We start from the raw sequence: 18411 nt of genomic DNA on the forward strand, positions 1-18411 counted from the left end.
TGGGCCGTGCAGATGCTGTGGATCCCGATCACCGCCGCCGGCATCATCAACGGCATCGGCCACTACTGGGGCTACCGCAATTTCGAAGCGCCGGACGCCAGCACGAACGTCTCGCCCTGGGGCGTGATCATCGGCGGCGAAGAGCTGCACAACAACCACCACACCTATCCGACGTCGGCCAAGTTCTCGGTGAAGCCGTACGAATTCGACATCGGCTGGTTCTACATCTCCCTGATGCGCCGGATCGGCTGGGCGACCGTCAAGAAGGTCCCGACGAAGCTGCAACTCGGCGCGATCAAGCCGGTGGCCGACGAGAAGACGCTGGAAGCGCTCATCGCCAATCGCTACGAAGTGATGGCCGGCTATGCGCGCGAAATGCGCCGCGCCTGCCGCAACGAACTCGACGTGCTCAAGAGCCGAGGCCACGACATCGCCACCCTGACGGCCGTCAAGCGCTGGCTGCACCGTGACGACGAGAAGGTGCCGGCATCGGTGCGGCCGCAGCTGGCGCAAGCCCGCGCCGCCCACCCGGTGCTGGACAAGATGGTGACCATGCGCGAGGAATTGCGCCAGATGTGGCTCAACACCAACCACTCGCGCGAGCAGCTGGCAGTGGAGCTGCAGTCCTGGTGCCGCCGCGCCGAGGAAAGCGGGATCGAGGCCCTGCGCCAGTTCTCGTTGAAGCTGCGTTCCGCCCACGCCTGAGCCAGCGCCCGCTCCGTCTTGCAAGGCCCGCTTCGGCGGGCCTTTTGCTGGGTTGCCAGCGGTCACGTCCCACAGCCAAACGCTACATCGGCTACATGCACGCGACACCTCGCCGGCGTCCAATGCTGACATGCGGGATTCCCGCAGTCTTTAGGAGAGTGCCAGATGAACAAGATCATCCTGTCGGCGGCCATGGCGGCCGCCCTGGTTGGCGCCGGCGGCGCTTTCGCCCAGTCGGCGGAATGCCAGCAGCGCGTGCCCGACGGCCGCAGCGTCTGCGACGTGCCCAACCGCGGCGGCTACGCCTCGCCGCACAACGACGCCACCCTCATGGGCGGCGCCTCGCCCGCGTTCGGTGAAGCGCGCCAGTATCGGCGCAACGATCTGCCGCGGTTCCAGTCGGGTGCCGGGTTGTTCGGGGCGCAGGACGAGTACCGCCGCGACCGCCATGACCGCGACCGCGACGGCATTCGCGACAACCGGGACGCCGACCGTGACGGCGACGGGGTGCGCAACAACCGGGACCGGCATCCGGATGATCGGCGCCGCCGATAAATGAAAAAAGCCCCGCGTGCGGGGCTTTTTTCCGGGTCCCCGCCTTGGCGCGGGGATCGAGGTGACTGGGCGCCAGTCGGCGCCCGCCTCACTTCAGCTTGGTCTCTTTGTACTCGACGTGCTTGCGTGCCTTGGGGTCGAACTTCATGATCGACATCTTCTCGGGCATCGTCTTCTTGTTCTTGCTGGTGGTGTAGAAGTGGCCGGTGCCCGCAGTGGACTCCAGCTTGATCTTTTCGCGTCCGCCTTTGCTTGCCATTCTGGTTTCTCCTTAGCTTAGGCTTGGCCGCGGCTGCGCATGTCAGCCAGCACGGCATCGATGCCATTCTTGTCGATCAACCGCAGGGCGGCGCTGGAAACACGCAGGCGAACCCAGCGGTTTTCGGTCTCGACCCAGAAGCGGCGGTGTTGCAGGTTCGGCAGGAACCGGCGCTTGGTTTTGTTGTTGGCGTGGGAAACGTTGTTCCCCACCATCGGGCCTTTGCCCGTTACTTCGCACACGCGTGCCATGAGACTACTCCGATATCAAAAACGGCAATGACTGCCGACAGGCGGCGCGCTTTTGCGCACCTGCCTCGCCATCGCCTCACCTCGCCAGACAGGGTGGCGGTAACCCATGCGGGTGCGGTGCGCCTTCCCAGGCGCACCCAACCGAGCCCGCGATTATATGCCCAAGCTGGTGTAGGGGCTTTCAGTCCGCCTGTTCGAGGAAGCGCTGGGCGTCCAGAGCGGCCATGCAGCCGGTGCCCGCGCTGGTGATCGCCTGGCGATAGACATGGTCCTGCACGTCGCCGGCCGCGAACACGCCGGGCACGCTGGTCATGGTGGCAAAGCCCTGCAACCCGGCCTTGGTGATGATGTAGCCGTCTTTCATCTCAAGCTGGCCCTTGAAGATGTCGGTGTTGGGCTGGTGGCCGATGGCGACGAAAAAGCCCTGGGTCTTGAGGTCCTCGGTCTGGCCGGTGCGGGCATCTTTGAGCCGCACGCCGGTCACCCCGGTGGCGTCGCCCAGCACCGAATCCACGGTCTGGAACAGCTTGAGCTCGATCTTGCCCTGCTTGACGCGCTCCATCACCTTGTCGATCAGGATCGGCTCGGCGCGGAACTTGTCGCGGCGGTGGATCAGGTAGACCTTGCTGGCGATGTTGGACAGGTACAGCGCCTCTTCGACGGCGGTGTTGCCGCCGCCGACCACGGCGGTGACCTGTTCGCGGTAGAAGAAGCCGTCGCAGGTGGCGCAGGCGCTGACGCCGCGGCCCATGAACTCCTGCTCCGAGGGCAGGCCCAGGTACTTGGCCGAGGCCCCCGTCGCGATGACCAGCGTGTCGCAGGTATAAGTGGCGCTGTCGCCGGTGAGGGTGAAGGGGCGCTTGCTGAAATCGACCTTGTTGACATGGTCGAAGATGACCTCGGTCTTGAAGCGTTCCGCATGCTCCAGGAAGCGCTGCATCAGCTCCGGGCCCTGCACGCCGTGGACGTCCGCCGGCCAGTTGTCGACGTCGGTCGTCGTCATGAGCTGGCCGCCCTGGGCGATCCCGGTGACCAGCACCGGATTGAGGTTGGCGCGGGCGGCGTAGATGGCGGCGGTGTAGCCGGCGGGGCCGGAACCGAGAATGAGGACTTTGGCGTGCTTCGTGTTCATGGTGTAAACCTGTGTGGGAAACACCACAGGGCAGTGTACATTTCGGGCCGAGTCGAGAAGTATCCACCCTGTGGGCGAGGCGGATGCTGGACGATGTCAATGCCTACGATTGTAAGAACCGATGGCTGGCCGCTTGGCGGGAGGGATTTGAAACATGTCGATGCTTTCCAACCTGGAATTGATTCGCCGGGTGCCTCTGTTTGCCCTGCTGACATCGACCCAGGCGGAAGCGGTCGCCGACGCGGTGATCAAGCGGCGCTTCAAGCGCGGTGAAACCATCGTGGAGCAGGGCGAGAAATCGAACACGCTCTACATCATCCTCACGGGCAGGGTGCGCGTCGTCACCTCCGACAAGCGGGGCCGCGAGGTCATTCTCGCCACCCTCAATCCCGGCGACTACATCGGCGAGATGAGCCTGATCGACAACGAGCCGCATTCGGCCACCTGCCGCGCCGAAGTCCAGACCGACATGCTGACACTGGGCCGGGCCGAGTTTGCCCGGTGCCTGCCGGAAAACAGCTCGATGTCGTACGCCATCATGAAGGGCCTGGTGCAGCGCCTGCGCCAGGCGGACCGCAAGATCGAGTCGCTGGCCCTGATGGACGTCTACGGGCGGGTGGCCCGGGCGCTGCTCGAGTTCGCGCAGCCGGACCGCGAAGGGCTGATGACCATCCGCGAGCGGATCTCGCGCCAGGACATCGCCAAGATGGTCGGCGCCTCGCGTGAAATGGTCAGCCGGGTGATGAAGGACCTGGAGGACCGCGGCTTCATCGAAACCCGCGAAGACGGCTCCATGCTGGTCAAGGACCGCTTGACCACGCTGGGCTGATGCCGCCGGTGGCATCCCGGGCGTGAGCCGGGATCCAGGTCGCGTTCGACCACGGCCTGGATGGTGGGGCAGGCCGCAATTACAGGCCCGGACCATGGCGGCAAGCCAACACTCTGTTGCGGCTTGCAAGGACATCCGGCCATGCTGGGCTAAGCTTCGCGCTGACCCATGACGTACTCGCTCAACACCCTCACGGACCGCTCCCCCGCCGGTGCGTCGCCGCGGCCCGGCCTGGCCCGCTTCGCGCACGAAACCGTGCTGGTGCTCGGCGCGGTGGCCCTGGTGCTGTGGCTGCTGGCGCTGGCCAGCTATTCCGCGGCCGACGCGGCCTTCTCCACCTCCGGCGGCGGCGGTCCCGTCCTCAACTGGGCCGGCCGCCTCGGCGCCTTGCTGGCCGACGGCAGCTACTTCCTGCTTGGCTACAGCGTGTGGTGGTGCCTGGCGGCCGGCCTGCGCGCCTGGCTGGCCGCGCTGGCGCGCTGGATGCGGGCCGGTGAGCCGGTGCCCGCCGCCGGCCACGGCCGCTGGCTGCATGGGCGGCTCGCCTTCTGGCTCGGGCTGGCCGTGCTGCTGGCGGCCAGCGCCGGCCTGGAATGGTCGCGCCTTTATCGGTTCGAAGACGGCCTGCCTGACCATGCCGGTGGCGCGCTCGGTTACCTGACCGGCCCGCTGGCCATGAAGTGGCTGGGCTTCACCGGCTCCGGGCTGGTGTTCGTGGCGCTGCTGGTGATGGGTGCGGCGCTGGTGTTCCGCTTTTCCTGGAGCCACGTGGCAGAGCGCCTGGGTGCCGCACTGGACGGCTTCATCACCAAGCACCGGGCAAAGCGAGAGATCGCCCAGGACCTGGCGCTGGGCCAGCAGGCCGCCCGCGAACGCGAGGAGACGGTGCTGGAAGGGCGCATCGAGGTCGAGGAACACCATCCGGTGCCGGTGCTGATCGAGCCGCCGGCGCAGGTGCCCAAGAGCGAACGCGTCGCCAAGGAGCGCCAGAAGCCGCTGTTCACCGAAATGCCGGACAGCAAGCTGCCGCAGGTGGACCTGCTCGACTCCAGCGTCGGCCGGCAAGAGACCGTCTCGTCCGAAACGCTGGAGATGACCTCCAGGCTGATCGAAAAGAAGCTCAAGGACTTCGGAGTCGAGGTCCGCGTGGTGGCGGCCGCGCCCGGCCCGGTGATCACGCGCTACGAGATCGAGCCGGCCACCGGCGTGAAGGGCTCGCAGGTCGTCGGCCTGGCCAAGGACCTGGCGCGCTCGCTGTCGCTGGTGTCGATCCGCGTCATCGAGACCATTCCCGGCAAGAACTTCATGGCGCTGGAACTGCCCAACGCCAAGCGGCAATCGATCAAGCTGTCGGAGATCCTGGGCTCGCAGACCTACCACGAGGCCAAGTCGCAGCTGACCATCGGCCTGGGCAAGGACATTGCCGGCAACCCGGTGGTGGCCGACCTGGCCCGGATGCCGCACGTGCTGGTGGCCGGCACCACCGGCTCGGGCAAGTCGGTCGGCATCAACGCCATGATCCTGAGCCTGCTGTACAAGGCCGAGGCGCGCGACGTGCGGCTGCTGATGATCGATCCCAAGATGCTGGAGATGTCGGTCTACGAAGGCATCCCGCACCTGCTGGCCCCGGTGGTTACCGACATGAAGCAGGCCGCCAACGGCCTGAACTGGTGCGTAGGCGAGATGGAGCGGCGCTACAAGCTGATGTCCAAGCTGGGCGTGCGCAACCTGGCCGGCTACAACCACAAGATCGACGAGGCCAAGGCCAAGGAACAGTTCATCTACAACCCCTTCAGCCTGACACCGGACAGCCCGGAGCCGCTGGAGCGCCTGCCCTACATCGTGGTGGTGATCGACGAACTGGCCGACCTGATGATGGTGGTGGGCAAGAAGATCGAGGAGCTGATCGCCCGGCTGGCGCAAAAGGCGCGCGCCGCCGGCATCCACCTGGTGCTGGCCACGCAGCGGCCCAGCGTCGACGTGATTACCGGCCTGAACAAGGCCAACATCCCGACCCGGATCGCGTTCCAGGTGTCCAGCAAGATCGACAGCCGCACCATCCTGGACCAGATGGGCGCGGAGGCGCTGCTGGGCATGGGCGACATGCTTTACATGCCCAGCGGCAGCGGCTACCCGGTGCGGGTGCACGGCGCCTTCGTCAGCGACGAGGAAGTGCACCGCGTGGTGGCCTACTTGAAGGCGCAGGGCGGCGAGCCGAACTACGTCGAGGGCGTGCTGGAAGGCGGCACCGTCGATGGCGACGACGGCCCGGGCGGCGTGCCGGGCGAGGGCGGCGGCGAGGGCGACCCGATGTACGACCGCGCGGTGGAAGTGGTGCTCAAGAACCAGAAAGCCAGCATCTCGCTGGTGCAGCGCCACCTGTCCATCGGTTACAACAAGGCAGCCAACCTACTCGAAGCCATGGAAAAGGCCGGCCTGGTCAGCGCCATGAACGCCCGCGGACAGCGCGAGATCCTGGTTCCAGGCCGAGGCGACTGACACCCCGTAACGAACTAAACCGCTGCGCCCGCACCCAACGGACAATGCTTGTTGGGAGAACCTCATGAAGAAACTGTTTGCCGCGGCCTTGCTGGCCGCTGGAGCGCTCGCCGCGCACGCCGGGCCGATCGAGAGCCTGGAGAATTTCATCCGAACCGCCAAGAGCGGTCGCGCCGACTTCACCCAGGTGGTGACGGCGCCGACGCGCGAAGGCCAGGCCGCCAGGACCAAGACGTCGGGCGGCACTTTCGAATTCGAGCGGCCGAACAAATTTCGCTTCGTCTACGCCAAGCCGTTCCAGCAGTCGATCGTGGCCGACGGCCAGACGCTGTGGATGCACGATGTCGACCTGAACCAGGTGACCTCGCGCAAGCAGGCCAAGGTGCTGGGCACCACGCCGGCCGCGCTGATCGCCGCCTCGCCCGACCTGGAGACGCTCAAGCGCGACTTCACGCTGCAGGCACTGCCGGACAGCAACGGACTGCAGTGGGTGCAGGCGCTGCCCAAGGCCAAGGAAGGCCAGCTGACCGCGATGAAGGTCGGGTTTCGTGGCGACCAGCTGGCGGCGCTGGAGGTGCAGGACAGCTTCGGCCAGCGCTCGCTGCTGACGTTCGCCAACATGCAGGTCAACGCCGGCGTCAGCGCCGACGCCTTCCGCTTCACGCCGCCAAAGGGCACGGACGTGGTGCAGGCGCCTTGAGGCGGGCGCGGCGATCGCCCCGTCGGAGCCCCGGATCCCGCCCGCGCCACTGCCGTTCCGGAATGATCTCCGGCGAGTCGAGGTGCGCCCTGGCATGGCGTCAGTGGCGGGGCGGCGGCGAGTCCATTGCGTCTCGTCGCGCCAGGACGGGCAAGTCGCCTTGGCGAATGTCCCCGGCCCGGGCCTCGCCTGCGGCTGCGGCCGCTCCTCCTCCTTTACTTCGCCAAGCGGGTTGCCCGCGCTGGCGCTGCGCCGTGCGGATCGCTGGCGCCGCTGCCGCCGGCCAACGAGTCCAGCTCAGCCGGTAGCATCGGTCCTGAACACGGGATCGTCCAGAAGCGGGCAACGCACCCACACGCGCGGCGCAGGACCGGATCGGCCCAGCGGGGCATCAAGTCGCCTTGCGCCAGCAGCGGATTCCCATTTTCCGGCAAGGCGTCAGCCGTCGGGCGCCATCACACGGTGACGGAGCCGGCGGGCATCAACCCTCCCGGGGGGCGCGGCCCTGTTCCTTGCGCTCGATGAACTCGTCCATCCGCGACAGCAGCCGCCACCATTCGGAGCCGTCGGCGCGGTAGACGCGGATGGCGCCCGCGCGCACCAGGATCTTGCGCAGCTCGTCGTCGCCGAAGCCGCCCAGGTGACTGCGCAGCGTCTCGAAGGAGCGGTCGGTGAAGCTCTTGTGGCCCAGAAAGTGGCGGGCCGTCTCCTCCGCCATGTATTCGACCTTGTGCTGCTCCTGCTGCACCCGCAGCTGGTTGCGAAACTGCTGGCGATTGAGCAGGAAGCTGATGGCGCCGCCGACCGCAGCGCCGAGCAAGGCCGAGAAGGTGGACCACAGGGCCGGTTCCATGATGGGCGGACTATAAACTCCATCGCATGAGCACAGCACCCCCCGCGCACGCCCCCCTGGCGGAGCGCCTGCGGCCGCAGACGCTGGGCGAGGTGATCGGCCAGCAGCACCTGCTGGGCGCGGGCATGGCGCTGCGCATCGCCTTCGAGTCGGGCCAGCCCCACAGCTGCATCCTGTGGGGGCCGCCCGGCACCGGCAAGACGACCATCGCCCGCCTGATGGCCGATGCCTTCGACGCCCAGTTCATCACCATCAGCGCCGTGCTGGGCGGGGTCAAGGACATCCGCGAGGCGGTGGAGCAGGCCCAGGTCGCGCAGGCGCGCGGTTTGCGCACCATCGTGTTCGTCGACGAGGTGCACCGCTTCAACAAGAGCCAGCAGGACGCCTTCCTGCCGCACGTGGAGTCGGGCCTGTTCACCTTGATCGGCGCCACCACCGAGAACCCGTCGTTCGAGGTGAACTCCGCCTTGCTGTCGCGCGCGGCCGTCTACGTGCTGCAGCCTTTGTCCGAGGTGGACCTGCAGCAGATCGTGCAGCGCGCCCACGCGATCGACGCGGTGCCGGCGATCGAGCCCGCCGCGCTGGACCGCCTGATTGCCTATGCCGACGGCGACGCCCGCCGGCTGCTCAACACGCTGGAGACGCTGGCCGTCGCCGCCGGCCGCGAGCAAAGGGCCGAAGTGACCGACGAGTGGCTGCTCAAGGTGCTGGGCGAGCGGATGCGTCGCTACGACAAGGGCGGCGAGCAGTTCTACGACACCATCAGCGCGCTGCACAAGGCGATGCGTGGCTCGGACCCCGACGCCACGCTCTACTGGTTCGTGCGCATGCTCGATGGCGGGGTCGATCCGCGCTACATCGCGCGCCGCATGATCCGGATGGCGGTGGAGGACGTCGGGCTGGCCGACCCGCGCGCCTTGCGCATGGCGCTCGATGCCTCCGAGGTGTACGAGCGGCTGGGCTCGCCCGAAGGCGAGCTGGCGCTGGGCCAATGTCTGGTCTACCTGGCCGTGGCCCCCAAATCGAACGCGGTGTACAAGGCTTACAACGAGGCCCGCGCGCTGGTCAAACGGGATGGCACCCGGCCGGTGCCGCTGCACCTGCGCAACGCGCCCACCAAGCTGATGAAGGACCTGGGCTACGGCAAGGACTACCGCTATGCGCACGACGAGGAGGGCGGCTTTGCGGCGGGCGAAACCTACTTTCCGCACGGCATGGCGCCCCAGCAGTTCTACCGGCCGGTGGAGCGCGGCCTGGAGATCCGCATCGCGGACAAGTTGCGCGAGCTGCGCGCGAGGAACCGCAAGCCCGGCTAGCGCCGCAAGGCCCGGTGACTTTCGTTTCCGCTACACGGTAAAACCCCTAGGAACACGCGACCGGCGGCGCCGGAGGGCGCTCTACAATTCCGGCCAACAACCCGCCAGCGGTCCTGCCTGGCGGGTTTTTTGCTAGGTGACGCGAGCGCCCCAAAAGGCGGGAACGTCGGTTGACGCGGGCCAGGGGACAATCCGGGGCCGGCCCAGAAACGGAGAGAAACCTCGATGGAGATCCTGCTGCAGCAGATCATCAACGGTCTGGTCCTGGGCAGCATGTACGCCCTGGTGGCCCTGGGCTACACCATGGTGTACGGCATCATCAACCTGATCAACTTCGCCCACGGCGAGGTGCTCATGGTCGGTGCACTCACGAGCTGGGCGATCATCACCACGGCGCAGGAGGCGATGCCCGGCATCCCCGGCTGGCTGCTGCTGCTGGTCGCCTTCATCATCTCCGCCGTCGTCGCCTCGGCGCTGAACTACGCGATCGAGAAGATCGCCTACCGGCCGCTGCGCAACAGCCCAAAGCTGGCCCCGCTGATCACCGCCATCGGGGTGTCGATCCTGCTGCAGACGCTGGCGATGATCATCTTCAAGCCGAACTACAAGCCTTATCCCACCTTGCTGCCGCCCAAGCCGTTCGAGATCGCCGGCGCGGTGATCACCAGCACCCAGATCATGATCCTGGGCGTGACCGCGATTTCGCTGGCGGTGCTGATGTACCTGGTGAACTACACGCGGCTGGGCCGGGCGATGCGCGCCACCTCGGAAAACCCGCGCGTGGCGGCCCTCATGGGCGTCAAGCCCGACACGGTGATTTCCGCCACCTTCGTCATCGGCGCCGTCCTGGCGACGATCGCCGGCATCATGTACGCGTCCAACTACGGCACCGTGCAGCACACCATGGGCTTCCTGCCCGGTCTGAAAGCCTTCACGGCGGCGGTGTTCGGCGGCATCGGCAACCTGGCCGGCGCGGTGGTGGGCGGCATCCTGCTCGGGCTGATCGAGGCGATCGGCTCCGGCTACATCGGGATCGCGACGGGCGGGGTGCTGGGCAGCCACTACTCCGACATCTTCGCCTTCATCGTGCTGATCATCATCCTGACGCTGCGGCCGTCCGGCCTGCTGGGCGAACGCGTCGCGGACCGGGCCTGAGGAGCCGCCATGCTGATCACCAAGCAGAACAAGACCGTGGTGTGGGTGCTGGGCGCGCTGGCGCTGTGCATCCTGCCGCTGCTGCTGCAGTCCGCCGGCAACTTCTGGGTGCGCATCGCCGACACCGCGCTGCTGTACGTGCTGCTGGCGCTGGGCCTGAACATCGTGGTGGGCTACGCCGGCCTGCTCGACCTGGGCTTCGTTGCCTTTTTCGCCATCGGCGCCTACATGTACGGGCTGATGGCGTCGCCGCACCTGTCCGAAACCTTCCCCTGGTTCGCGCAAATGTTCCCGCACGGGCTGCACACCTCGATCTGGCTGGTCATCCCGCTCGGGGCGGGCATCGCGGGGATCTTCGGCATCTTGCTGGGCGCGCCGACGCTCAAGCTGCGCGGCGACTACCTGGCGATCGTCACGCTCGGCTTCGGCGAGATCATCCGGGTGTTCCTGAACAACCTGGACCACCCGGTCAACATCACCAACGGCCCCAAGGGCCTGAGCCAGATCGACCCGATCACGCTGTTCAAGTTCGATGCGCTCGGCATCCCCGGGCTGAACCTGGGCAAGCCGCTGGCCATCACGGAAACGTACTCGATCAACTCGGTGACGCTGTACTACTACCTGTTCCTGGCGCTGGTGGTGCTCAGCGTGATCATCTGCCACCGGCTCGAAGTCTCGCGCATCGGCCGCGCCTGGATGGCGATCCGCGAGGACGAGATCGCCGCCAAGGCCATGGGCATCGACACCCGCAACATGAAGCTGCTGGCCTTCGGCATGGGCGCCACCTTCGGCGGCGTCTCGGGCACCATGTTCGCGGCGTTCCAGGGCTTCGTCTCGCCCGAGTCGTTCAGCCTGATGGAGTCGGTGATGATCGTCGCCATGGTGGTGCTGGGCGGCATCGGCCACCTGCCGGGCGTGATTCTGGGCGCGGTGCTGCTGTCGGCCCTGCCGGAGGTGCTGCGCTGGGTGTCCGGCGTGATGGACCTGCAGCAGATCACGGGCGGCCGCCTCGACGCCTCGATCCTGCGCCAGCTGCTGATCGCGCTGGCCATGATCATCATCATGCTGATGCGCCCGCGCGGCCTGTGGCCGACGCGCGAGCACGGCAAGGCCTTGCAGGGAACGAAATGACGGATGTCGTCCTCCGCGTCGCCGGCGTTTCCAAGCGCTTTGGCGGCCTGCAGGCCCTGTCGGACGTGGGCGTGACCATCACGCGCGGCCAGGTCTACGGCCTGATCGGTCCCAACGGGGCCGGCAAGACCACCTTCTTCAACGTGCTCACCGGGCTGTACACGCCCGACAGCGGCACCTTCGAGCTGGCCGGCCAGCCTTACAAGCCGACGGCGGTGCACGAGGTCGCCAAGGCGGGCATCGCCCGCACCTTCCAGAACATCCGCCTGTTCGCCGACATGACGGCGCTGGAGAACGTGATGGTCGGGCGCCACATCCGCACCAGGTCCGGTTTGCTCGGCGCCATGTTCCGCACCAGGTCGTTCCTCAAGGAAGAGGCCGAGATCGCCCAGCGCGCGCGCGAGCTGCTCGACTACGTCGGCATCGGCCGGCTGGCCGAGTACAAGGCACGCACGCTGTCCTACGGCGACCAGCGCCGCCTGGAGATCGCGCGCGCCTTGGCGACCGATCCGCAGCTGATCGCGCTGGACGAGCCGGCCGCCGGCATGAACTCCACCGAGAAGGTGGTGCTGCGCGAGCTGATCGACCGAATCCGCAACGACGGCCGCACCATCCTGCTGATCGAGCACGACGTCAAGCTGGTGATGGGCCTGTGCGACCGCGTCACGGTGCTCGATTACGGCAAGCAGATCGCCGAGGGTTCGCCCTACGACGTGCAAAGGAACGAGAAGGTGATCGAGGCTTACCTGGGGCACGGCCACAAGCCGACGGCGGCCTTGCCGACGAGAGGGGTGGCATGAGCGAAGTCTTGCTGAAGGTCACCGGGCTGAAGGTCGCCTATGGCGGCATCCAGGCCGTCAAGGGCGTGGATTTCGAGGTGCGCGAGGGCGAGCTCGTCACGTTGATTGGCTCCAACGGCGCCGGCAAGACCACCACCATGAAGGCCATCACCGGGCTGCAGGCCATCAAGGACGGCGACATCGAATACCTGGGCAAGAGCATCCGCGGCCGCGGCGCCTGGGACCTGGTCAAGCAGGGCCTGGCAATGGTGCCGGAAGGCCGGGGCGTGTTCACCCGCATGACCATCACCGATAACCTGCAGATGGGCGCGCACATTCGGCGCGACAAGGCGGGAATCGCGCAGGACATGGACAAGGTGTTCGGGATCTTTCCCCGCCTGAAGGAACGCCGCGACCAGCTCGCCGGCACCATGTCGGGCGGCGAGCAGCAGATGTTGGCGATGGGCCGGGCGCTCATGAGCCGGCCCAAGGTGCTGTTGATGGACGAGCCCTCGATGGGGCTGTCGCCGATCATGGTCGACAAGATCTTCGAGGTGGTGCGCGAGGTGCATGCGCAGGGCGTGACCATCTTGCTGGTGGAGCAAAACGCCAGCCGCGCGCTGGAGCTGGCCGACCGAGCCTACGTGATGGAGTCCGGCCTGATCAGCATGAGCGGCGACGCCAGCGAGATGCTGAGCGACCCGAAGGTGCGCGCGGCGTACCTGGGCGAATAGTCCGCCGGCCCCATGCCGGACCTGGCACGGCCGGCCGCCGCAGCGCCGTGCCGGCCGTCCGTACACCCCCAGGTTTCAATCGACCTTGGCGCCCGAGGCTTTGACCACTTTTTCGTATTTGGCCAGTTCCGACTTCATGAAGGCGCCGAACTCCTCCGCGGTGCTGGGCACCGGCTCCGCCAGCATTCCGGCGAAGCGCGTCTTGGTCTCTGGCGCCCGCAGCGCGGCAACGAACGCCCGGTTCAGCTTCTGCACGATGTCGCGCGGCGTTCCGGCCGGCGCCACCAGGCCCCACCAAGTGTCTATGGAAAAGCCCTTGAGGGTGTCGGCCACCGGCGGCACGTCCGGCAGGCTGGGCGAGCGCGCCAGGGTGGTGACCGCCAGCGCCTTGAGCTTGCCGGAGCGGATGTTGGGCGCGGCCGTGGCGAGGTTGTCGAAGTTGAAGTCCAGCTGGCCGGACAACAGCGCCAGCTGCGCGGGGTTGCCGCCGTTGTACGGGATGTGCACGGCGAAGATGCCGGCGTCGCGCTTGAACATCTCGCCCGCCAGGTGGCCGGCGCTGCCATTGCCGCCGCTGCCGTAGTTGAGCTTGGCGGGGTTGGCCTTGGCATACGCGATCAGGTCGCGCAGCGAATTGATCTGCAGGCGGGCAGCAGTGTCGGCGTTCATCACCAGCACGTTGGGCACGCGGACCATCTGCGTGATGGGGGCGAAGTCCTTCGCCGCGTCGTACGGCATCTTCGTGAACAGCCACGGGTTGATGGCGTGGGTGGCGACGGCTGCGATGCCGATGGTGGCGCCATCCGGGGCGGCCCGGGCGACGGCGTCGGCGCCTATGTTGCCGCCGCCGCCGGGCCGGTTCTCGATGATCACCGTGCCCAGCGAGTCCTTGACGCGCTCCGCGAGCAGCCGCGCGGTGACGTCGATCGGACCGCCGGGCGCGTACGGGACGATGATGCGCAGGGGCCGGGTGGCCTGGGCGAAGACCGCGGGCGCGGCGAGGGCCGCCGAGGCGGCCATGGAGTTGAGGATGAGGTTTCGGCGTTTCATGGCCGACATTCTCCCCGAACCGCCCAGCACTGCTAGTGCCGGCGCCCGAGCAAGCCGCGCCACCAGCCTTCGCGCTTCTCCACGCGCGGCGGCGGCGGCACGCTGGAGGGCAGGGCGTCCTCGAGAATCTTCTGCTGGCGTCCCTGCACCAGCAGTTGCGCTTCGGCCGGGCCCAGCATCCGCTCGGCCACGTCCCGCGCCTTCGACATCACCGGCGAGCGGCGACCCGACGAGTGCGTGTCGGTCGCCAAGATGTGGGTAAGCCCGTCGCCCAGGAAGCGTTCGGCCCAGTACTTGGCGCGTGTGCCGAACAGCCCCGTGACCGCGCCGGCGGTGACCTGCAGCCAGCAGCCCTGGCGCACCAGGTCGCCGAACACGGCGTAGTTGTCCTCCACCCAGGTGAGGCGTTCGGGGTGCGTGATCACCGGGACGTAGCCTTCGGCCACCAGCTTGAAGATCGACTCCTGGAAGTGCGGAGGCGCCACGTGGTGCGAGGGCTCCAGCAGCAGGTAGCGCGTCTGGTGCAGGCAGGGCACCGTGCCGGCCCGCAGGCCCTTGAGCAGCCCCGGCACCAGGTGGACGTCGGCGCCGATCGTCAGCTGCAGCGGGATCGCCGCCTCGTCGAGCGCGCGCTGCAGCGCATCGCGCGCCGCGAGGATGCCGGCCGTGTCGTTCAAGTACAGCCCGGGGTAGATGTGGGGCGTGCAGGCCATGATCCGGATGCCGTCGTCGACGGCCATGCGGGCCATCGCGAGCGACATCTCGAGGTTGCGCGAGCCGTCGTCGATCCCCGGGAGGATGTGGCTGTGAAGGTCAATCATCGCTTGGCCCCTCCTTTCGGTCCTGCTTGGGCAATGGCCGCAGGTACGCGCCGGCGAGCAAGGCGGCGGCAATGGCGTTGGCCGGGATGTGCATGTTGAATTCCACCAGCGAATGCAACAGGAACCCGAGCAGGCCCAAGCCGCAGAGGGCTGCCGCCATGGCGTGGCGCGGCAGACGGCGCTCGCGCAGCGCGATGCGCACCAGTTCGACCGCGCGGGTCAGCGCCAGCCAGGCGAATACCGTCATCAACAGTACGGCAAAAACGCCGCCCTCGAACAACATTTGCGCGTAGTCCTGGTGTGCGTAGTCGGCCGTGCCGACCAGGGACGGGGGCTGAAAGCGCGGGTAGACCTCGTAGTAGGTGCCCCAGCCGGCACCGAAAGGCCAGAAGTGGGCGGCCCCTTCCATGGTGGTGACGGCCTGGACGATCCGAAGCGGGGCGTCGCCTGCCATGCGCTCCAGGTCGAAGCGCGTGGCGACGGCGTCGAAGCCGACCAGGGCAATGCTGGCCGCCAGCACCGCGCCGACGACCAACCAGGGCCGGCGGGACCGTTGCGCGCCGCTGCCCAGGGTCAGCACGAGCGCGATCGCAACCAGGGCGGTGGGAACCAGGCCCAGTGCGGCCCCGCGCGAGCGCGACATCAGGATGCCGACCAACATCAGCACGGCGCCGGCGCCCCAGACGGCGAGCATGCGGCCGCCAGCCAGGTGCTCCTCGGCAAACCTGGAGGGGTACCGGCGTTGCTCCATCAGCTTGAGCCAGGCCAACCAGACGTAGGCGGCGAGCGCCATGCCCACGTAGTTGGCGAAGTGGTTGGGATTGGCGAAGGTGCCGGAGACGCGGCTGCTGCCCCAGTCATTGCCAAAGTGCAGCGAGGATCCGACGCCGCCGGCCAGCTGCAGCATGCCGAAGCCGATCTCGCCGAACGCAAGGCAGACGAACACCACCATGACGAGCCGCAGCTGGCGCAGGTGGACCAGGTAGCCGGCGCCGAATGCCGCAACCAGCGGAATGCCCGCGAGCAGCGACACGGTCGTCGCATCGGGCACCAGGGACACGGGCCGCCAACGGTCGGTCGGGATCCCGGCGTTTGCCAGCAGGCCGGCATAGTCGGCGCGGCCGGGTATGCCGGCCCAGACTTCGGGGGGCAGCGGCAGCAGGTGGATCGCCGCCAGCCATGCCGGCGCGAGGGCGAGGAGCGCCACCAGAGCGCCCCGCAGCGACGGCCTGGCGGGACTGCGGGAGCTGGCAACGAGGGCCGCCAGGAACACCAGCGCACAGCCTTCGATGACGATCAGCGCGATGTTCCGGTTGCCCCCACGCATCAGCGGCGCCGCAACCATGAGCAGCAGGAGCGCGGAAAAAGCGACGGGGCCCACAGGCCCCGCGTTGTCTGGAGTCCCGACGGAGTCGGGGGGGGTCACTTTGCGCTGACCGACCCGTCGCTGTCGAGGGCGCTCCACCCGGCGATCACGATACCGGCCGCGCCGGCGAGGATCAGGCCATTGACCAGCATGGAGGACGGGGCGAATGCCGGCCCGGTTGCCACTGGCACGACCGGCAGCACCGCCGCGGCGAGCTGCTGGCAGGTCATGCTTTGCAGAACGGTCACGCCGTGGCCGGCCGGGACGGTGACGGCGCACCCGCTGTTCAGGTTCAGCGTCACGGAGCCGTTGGTGGTGGTCACGAAACGCATGCCGTTCTGGATCACCGTGCCGGGCGCGACGGTCATGCCGGTGGCCCCTTGCGTGGCGGTGACCACGCCGTTGACATTGGAGACCGTGCCCAGGGGAGTCTGCGCGTAGGCAAAAGCGGCAGCAAGACCTGCGGTGACGGAAATGAGCAGTTTCTTGAGGGTCATGATTGCAGGCTTCCAATGTAACGACGGGGAACTATAGCATCCGATCTGCGGATCGTGCGTGAATTTGCTGCGTTATCAGCGTGTTGTTCGTGCCAGGCTGAAGGCATCAAGGGAGAACTGGCCGCGCGTGCCGGCGGCCGCTTCGTAGGTCGCGGTCGGCACCAATTGCAGCGTCGCAACGGGTCCGCAGTCGCCCGGAACGGTGAAATCGAACTGGAAGCGCCTCCAGCTGCCGCCGGTGTCCGGCAGCGGCGGCGAACTGCCGACGACCTGCTGGTTGCCGAAGGTGCAGGCCACGTTCCAGGTGAGCCCTCCCTCCGAGCGCAGCTTGGATGCGTAGTCGCCGCCGAGCCGGTATGAGCCCGGGGGGAAAAACACATGCTGGCGCAGGATGGGCGCAGTGAACGCGCGGCCGGTGAACTCCAGCTCCAGGATCAGGCCGCGGCGGGCGACGCTGGCCTGGCTGATGGCCACGCCGGTGCGGCTGCGCAGGACCGGGGTGAACTCCCAGTCGAAGCCGTCGAGCTCCAGCGGCTGGTCGAAGCCGGCGTTGTAAAGCAAGGGGACGGCGTCCTTGTGGTGGCTGAGCCACAAACCGTAGGCGTCCAGCCACTGGCCGCTGCTCTTGAGGGATCGCATGTAGGCCCGACGTGCGTCCTCCGGCATCGTCCCGGCCTCGAGCGCCGCGGCCACCAGCGGCAGGGCCCGGCCGGGCGGCAGGGCTGGAGCGGACATCTGGGCCAGAACCCCGGGCAGCCACTTGCGTGCCGTCCCCAGGTGGGGCCGCAGCAAGGCGATGCCCTCGGGCGTCTGGGCGATCCGGGCCAGCACCTTGGCGGCGTCGCCGTCGCCCCGCATGGCGACCATCTGCACCAGCACCTCCACGCCCTTTGCGTGGTCGCCCTGTTCCAGGGCTTTCGCCGCCCGCCAGCGCAACACGTTCTTGTGGTTCGGCGCGACCACGCTCGCCGCCTGGATCACGCCGTCCGGCGGCGCGGAGCCCGAGGCCACCAGCAATCGGGTCCAGGCCCATGCGTCGCCCGGGCTGGCCTCGATGCGCTGGCGCAGTTGGTTCTGCGTGGCCGCCGCATCGGGGGCGGCGACAGGGCAAAGCGGCAGGTACGGCGTGTCCATGACGGTGCAGGCGCGCTGCAGGTGGGCGGAGGCCGCGAACCAGAACACGCACGCGGCAAGCGCCGTTGCCGCCAAGGCCAGTGGCCAGTTCAGGCGCCGGCTCACTGCCTGGCCGCCGCGGTCAGTCCGGGGTACCACTCAACCCCTTCAACATGACCCCGCCGCCGCGCGTGACGAACTCCGCCTTGATCAGCAGTCGCTCTCCCGGCGAGCCGATGGTGGGCTCCCCCGCGTGCAGCCGGATCCGGCCGGTCACGAGCAGCGCGCCCTCGCGCGACTCGCCCTTGAACTCGACCTGCGACAGGCGAATCGGGCGCACGCCCTGCACCAGCTGCTCATAGTGTCGTGACAAGGCGCGTGCCTGGGGGGCGTGGCGCGCCTCTCCTTCAAGCAGCCGCAGCAATTGGTCGCCACTGCCGGTCTCGAGCAGCTGCAGCAACTGTGTCAGCAAGGGCTGGGCATCGGCCAGCGTGGGCGCGGACACGTAAGGGGCTGCCGCAACAGGGGTGATCGTGGCGGCTGGCGCTGGCGCTGGCCGCGGCCCGGCGGGAGCGGCCGGTGCGGTGGTCGCGACCATCGATGGGCCTTGCGCCTGCTCCATGGCCTGCGGCGGGCGCGGCGCGCTGTCGGCGCCGCGCGCCGCGC

At 67.9% G+C, this 18411-nt stretch carries 19 protein-coding genes and 1 pseudogene; 10 read left to right on the top strand and 10 right to left on the bottom strand.

Annotation, left to right across the window (positions count from 1 at the left end; genetic code table 11):
• Window positions 1-705 (top strand): transposase (locus JWP65_RS11595; protein WP_299763837.1); only part of this gene is annotated, 705 nt, incomplete at its 5' end.
• A gap of 165 nt (window positions 706-870) precedes the next feature.
• Complete coding sequence (locus tag JWP65_RS11600; protein WP_299763839.1) at window positions 871-1260, top strand: hypothetical protein; 390 nt, start codon at window positions 871-873, stop codon at window positions 1258-1260.
• Window positions 1261-1348: 88 nt separating this feature from the next.
• Here the strand turns inward: JWP65_RS11600 and rpmG are convergent, their stop codons facing one another.
• The 3 genes from rpmG to trxB all read right to left on the bottom strand — a co-directional run bounded on the left by rpmG (window position 1349) and on the right by trxB (window position 2902).
• Window positions 1349-1519: a 50S ribosomal protein L33 gene (gene rpmG / locus JWP65_RS11605; protein WP_055899695.1), complete on the bottom strand. Its 171-nt coding sequence runs from the start codon at window positions 1517-1519 to the stop codon at window positions 1349-1351.
• Window positions 1520-1536: 17 nt separating this feature from the next.
• Complete coding sequence (gene rpmB / locus JWP65_RS11610; RefSeq protein WP_299763847.1) at window positions 1537-1770, bottom strand: 50S ribosomal protein L28; 234 nt, start codon at window positions 1768-1770, stop codon at window positions 1537-1539.
• Window positions 1771-1951: 181 nt separating this feature from the next.
• Window positions 1952-2902 carry a thioredoxin-disulfide reductase gene (gene trxB, locus JWP65_RS11615; RefSeq protein ID WP_299763849.1) on the bottom strand — a complete coding sequence of 317 codons (951 nt, stop codon included), beginning with the start codon at window positions 2900-2902 and terminating at the stop codon, window positions 1952-1954.
• A gap of 154 nt (window positions 2903-3056) precedes the next feature.
• Here trxB and JWP65_RS11620 point away from each other — a divergent pair, with 154 nt between their 5' ends.
• From JWP65_RS11620 to lolA, 3 genes are all read left to right on the top strand, one after another.
• Window positions 3057-3731, top strand: a complete 675-nt coding sequence (locus JWP65_RS11620) for a Crp/Fnr family transcriptional regulator (protein WP_201676776.1) — start codon at window positions 3057-3059, stop codon at window positions 3729-3731.
• Window positions 3732-3899: 168 nt separating this feature from the next.
• Window positions 3900-6230, top strand: a complete 2331-nt coding sequence (locus JWP65_RS11625; protein WP_299763853.1) for a DNA translocase FtsK — start codon at window positions 3900-3902, stop codon at window positions 6228-6230.
• A 64-nt stretch (window positions 6231-6294) separates the two neighbouring features.
• Window positions 6295-6930 (top strand): outer membrane lipoprotein chaperone LolA, encoded by a 636-nt coding sequence (gene lolA, locus JWP65_RS11630; RefSeq protein WP_299763855.1) that lies wholly within the window; start codon window positions 6295-6297, stop codon window positions 6928-6930.
• A 481-nt stretch (window positions 6931-7411) separates the two neighbouring features.
• Here lolA and JWP65_RS11635 read toward each other — a convergent pair whose 3' ends face one another.
• A complete protein-coding gene (locus tag JWP65_RS11635; RefSeq protein ID WP_299763856.1) occupies window positions 7412-7783 on the bottom strand; it encodes a hypothetical protein in 372 nt (123 codons plus the stop codon).
• Between the two features lie 26 nt (window positions 7784-7809).
• On the opposite strand from JWP65_RS11635, the gene JWP65_RS11640 reads away from it, so the two are divergent.
• The 5 genes from JWP65_RS11640 to JWP65_RS11660 all read left to right on the top strand — a co-directional run bounded on the left by JWP65_RS11640 (window position 7810) and on the right by JWP65_RS11660 (window position 12898).
• Window positions 7810-9099: a replication-associated recombination protein A gene (locus JWP65_RS11640; RefSeq protein WP_299763858.1), complete on the top strand. Its 1290-nt coding sequence runs from the start codon at window positions 7810-7812 to the stop codon at window positions 9097-9099.
• Window positions 9100-9324: 225 nt separating this feature from the next.
• Entirely contained in the window at window positions 9325-10254 is a 930-nt protein-coding gene (locus JWP65_RS11645) for a branched-chain amino acid ABC transporter permease (RefSeq protein ID WP_299763860.1), read from the top strand.
• Between the two features lie 9 nt (window positions 10255-10263).
• On the top strand, window positions 10264-11385 hold the full coding sequence (locus JWP65_RS11650) for an ABC transporter ATP-binding protein (protein ID WP_299763862.1): 1122 nt from the start codon (window positions 10264-10266) through the stop codon (window positions 11383-11385).
• Window positions 11382-12185, top strand: a complete 804-nt coding sequence (locus tag JWP65_RS11655; protein WP_299763864.1) for an ABC transporter ATP-binding protein — start codon at window positions 11382-11384, stop codon at window positions 12183-12185. The genes JWP65_RS11650 and JWP65_RS11655 overlap by 4 nt, the downstream gene beginning before the upstream one ends.
• The gene (locus tag JWP65_RS11660; RefSeq protein ID WP_299763866.1) at window positions 12182-12898 is read left to right on the top strand and encodes an ABC transporter ATP-binding protein; all 717 of its coding nucleotides are present in this window, start codon (window positions 12182-12184) and stop codon (window positions 12896-12898) included. The genes JWP65_RS11655 and JWP65_RS11660 overlap by 4 nt, the downstream gene beginning before the upstream one ends.
• A 75-nt stretch (window positions 12899-12973) precedes the next feature.
• Here the strand turns inward: JWP65_RS11660 and JWP65_RS11665 are convergent, their stop codons facing one another.
• From JWP65_RS11665 to JWP65_RS11690, 6 genes and pseudogenes are all read right to left on the bottom strand, one after another.
• Entirely contained in the window at window positions 12974-13948 is a 975-nt protein-coding gene (locus JWP65_RS11665; RefSeq protein WP_299763867.1) for a tripartite tricarboxylate transporter substrate binding protein, read from the bottom strand.
• A 32-nt stretch (window positions 13949-13980) separates the two neighbouring features.
• Window positions 13981-14769 carry a CpsB/CapC family capsule biosynthesis tyrosine phosphatase gene (locus tag JWP65_RS11670; protein ID WP_299763869.1) on the bottom strand — a complete coding sequence of 263 codons (789 nt, stop codon included), beginning with the start codon at window positions 14767-14769 and terminating at the stop codon, window positions 13981-13983.
• Window positions 14762-16150, bottom strand: coding sequence for an O-antigen ligase (locus tag JWP65_RS11675; protein ID WP_299763871.1), 1389 nt, complete (start codon window positions 16148-16150; stop codon window positions 14762-14764). Before JWP65_RS11675 ends, JWP65_RS11670 begins: the two co-directional genes overlap by 8 nt.
• Before the next feature lie 41 nt (window positions 16151-16191).
• Window positions 16192-16632, bottom strand: a complete 441-nt coding sequence (locus JWP65_RS11680; protein ID WP_299763874.1) for a hypothetical protein — start codon at window positions 16630-16632, stop codon at window positions 16192-16194.
• 75 nt (window positions 16633-16707) lie between these two features.
• Window positions 16708-17904 (bottom strand): hypothetical protein, encoded by a 1197-nt coding sequence (locus JWP65_RS11685; RefSeq protein ID WP_299763876.1) that lies wholly within the window; start codon window positions 17902-17904, stop codon window positions 16708-16710.
• A pseudogene (locus JWP65_RS11690) lies at window positions 17888-18411 on the bottom strand (hypothetical protein); the annotation flags it as partial. The pseudogene JWP65_RS11690 and the gene JWP65_RS11685, both read right to left, overlap by 17 nt.

Origin of the sequence: Ramlibacter sp. (assembly GCF_028292805.1) — a bacterium.
GTDB lineage: Bacteria > Pseudomonadota > Gammaproteobacteria > Burkholderiales > Burkholderiaceae_C > Ramlibacter.

Bases quoted from the DNA above. Each gene is read 5' to 3' on its own strand.
- JWP65_RS11600 (WP_299763839.1), top strand. From the start codon at position 871: ATGAACAAGATCATCCTGTCGGCGGCCATGGCGGCCGCCCTGGTTGGC.
- trxB (WP_299763849.1), bottom strand. From the start codon at position 2,902: ATGAACACGAAGCACGCCAAAGTCCTCATTCTCGGTTCCGGCCCCGCC.
- JWP65_RS11670 (WP_299763869.1), bottom strand. From the start codon at position 14,769: ATGATTGACCTTCACAGCCACATCCTCCCGGGGATCGACGACGGCTCG.
- JWP65_RS11635 (WP_299763856.1), bottom strand. From the start codon at position 7,783: ATGGAACCGGCCCTGTGGTCCACCTTCTCGGCCTTGCTCGGCGCTGCG.
- rpmG (WP_055899695.1), bottom strand. From the start codon at position 1,519: ATGGCAAGCAAAGGCGGACGCGAAAAGATCAAGCTGGAGTCCACTGCG.
- JWP65_RS11620 (WP_201676776.1), top strand. From the start codon at position 3,057: ATGTCGATGCTTTCCAACCTGGAATTGATTCGCCGGGTGCCTCTGTTT.
- rpmB (WP_299763847.1), bottom strand. From the start codon at position 1,770: ATGGCACGCGTGTGCGAAGTAACGGGCAAAGGCCCGATGGTGGGGAAC.
- JWP65_RS11680 (WP_299763874.1), bottom strand. From the start codon at position 16,632: ATGACCCTCAAGAAACTGCTCATTTCCGTCACCGCAGGTCTTGCTGCC.
- JWP65_RS11665 (WP_299763867.1), bottom strand. From the start codon at position 13,948: ATGAAACGCCGAAACCTCATCCTCAACTCCATGGCCGCCTCGGCGGCC.
- JWP65_RS11640 (WP_299763858.1), top strand. From the start codon at position 7,810: ATGAGCACAGCACCCCCCGCGCACGCCCCCCTGGCGGAGCGCCTGCGG.
- lolA (WP_299763855.1), top strand. From the start codon at position 6,295: ATGAAGAAACTGTTTGCCGCGGCCTTGCTGGCCGCTGGAGCGCTCGCC.
- JWP65_RS11660 (WP_299763866.1), top strand. From the start codon at position 12,182: ATGAGCGAAGTCTTGCTGAAGGTCACCGGGCTGAAGGTCGCCTATGGC.
- JWP65_RS11650 (WP_299763862.1), top strand. From the start codon at position 10,264: ATGCTGATCACCAAGCAGAACAAGACCGTGGTGTGGGTGCTGGGCGCG.
- JWP65_RS11645 (WP_299763860.1), top strand. From the start codon at position 9,325: ATGGAGATCCTGCTGCAGCAGATCATCAACGGTCTGGTCCTGGGCAGC.
- JWP65_RS11655 (WP_299763864.1), top strand. From the start codon at position 11,382: ATGACGGATGTCGTCCTCCGCGTCGCCGGCGTTTCCAAGCGCTTTGGC.
- JWP65_RS11625 (WP_299763853.1), top strand. From the start codon at position 3,900: ATGACGTACTCGCTCAACACCCTCACGGACCGCTCCCCCGCCGGTGCG.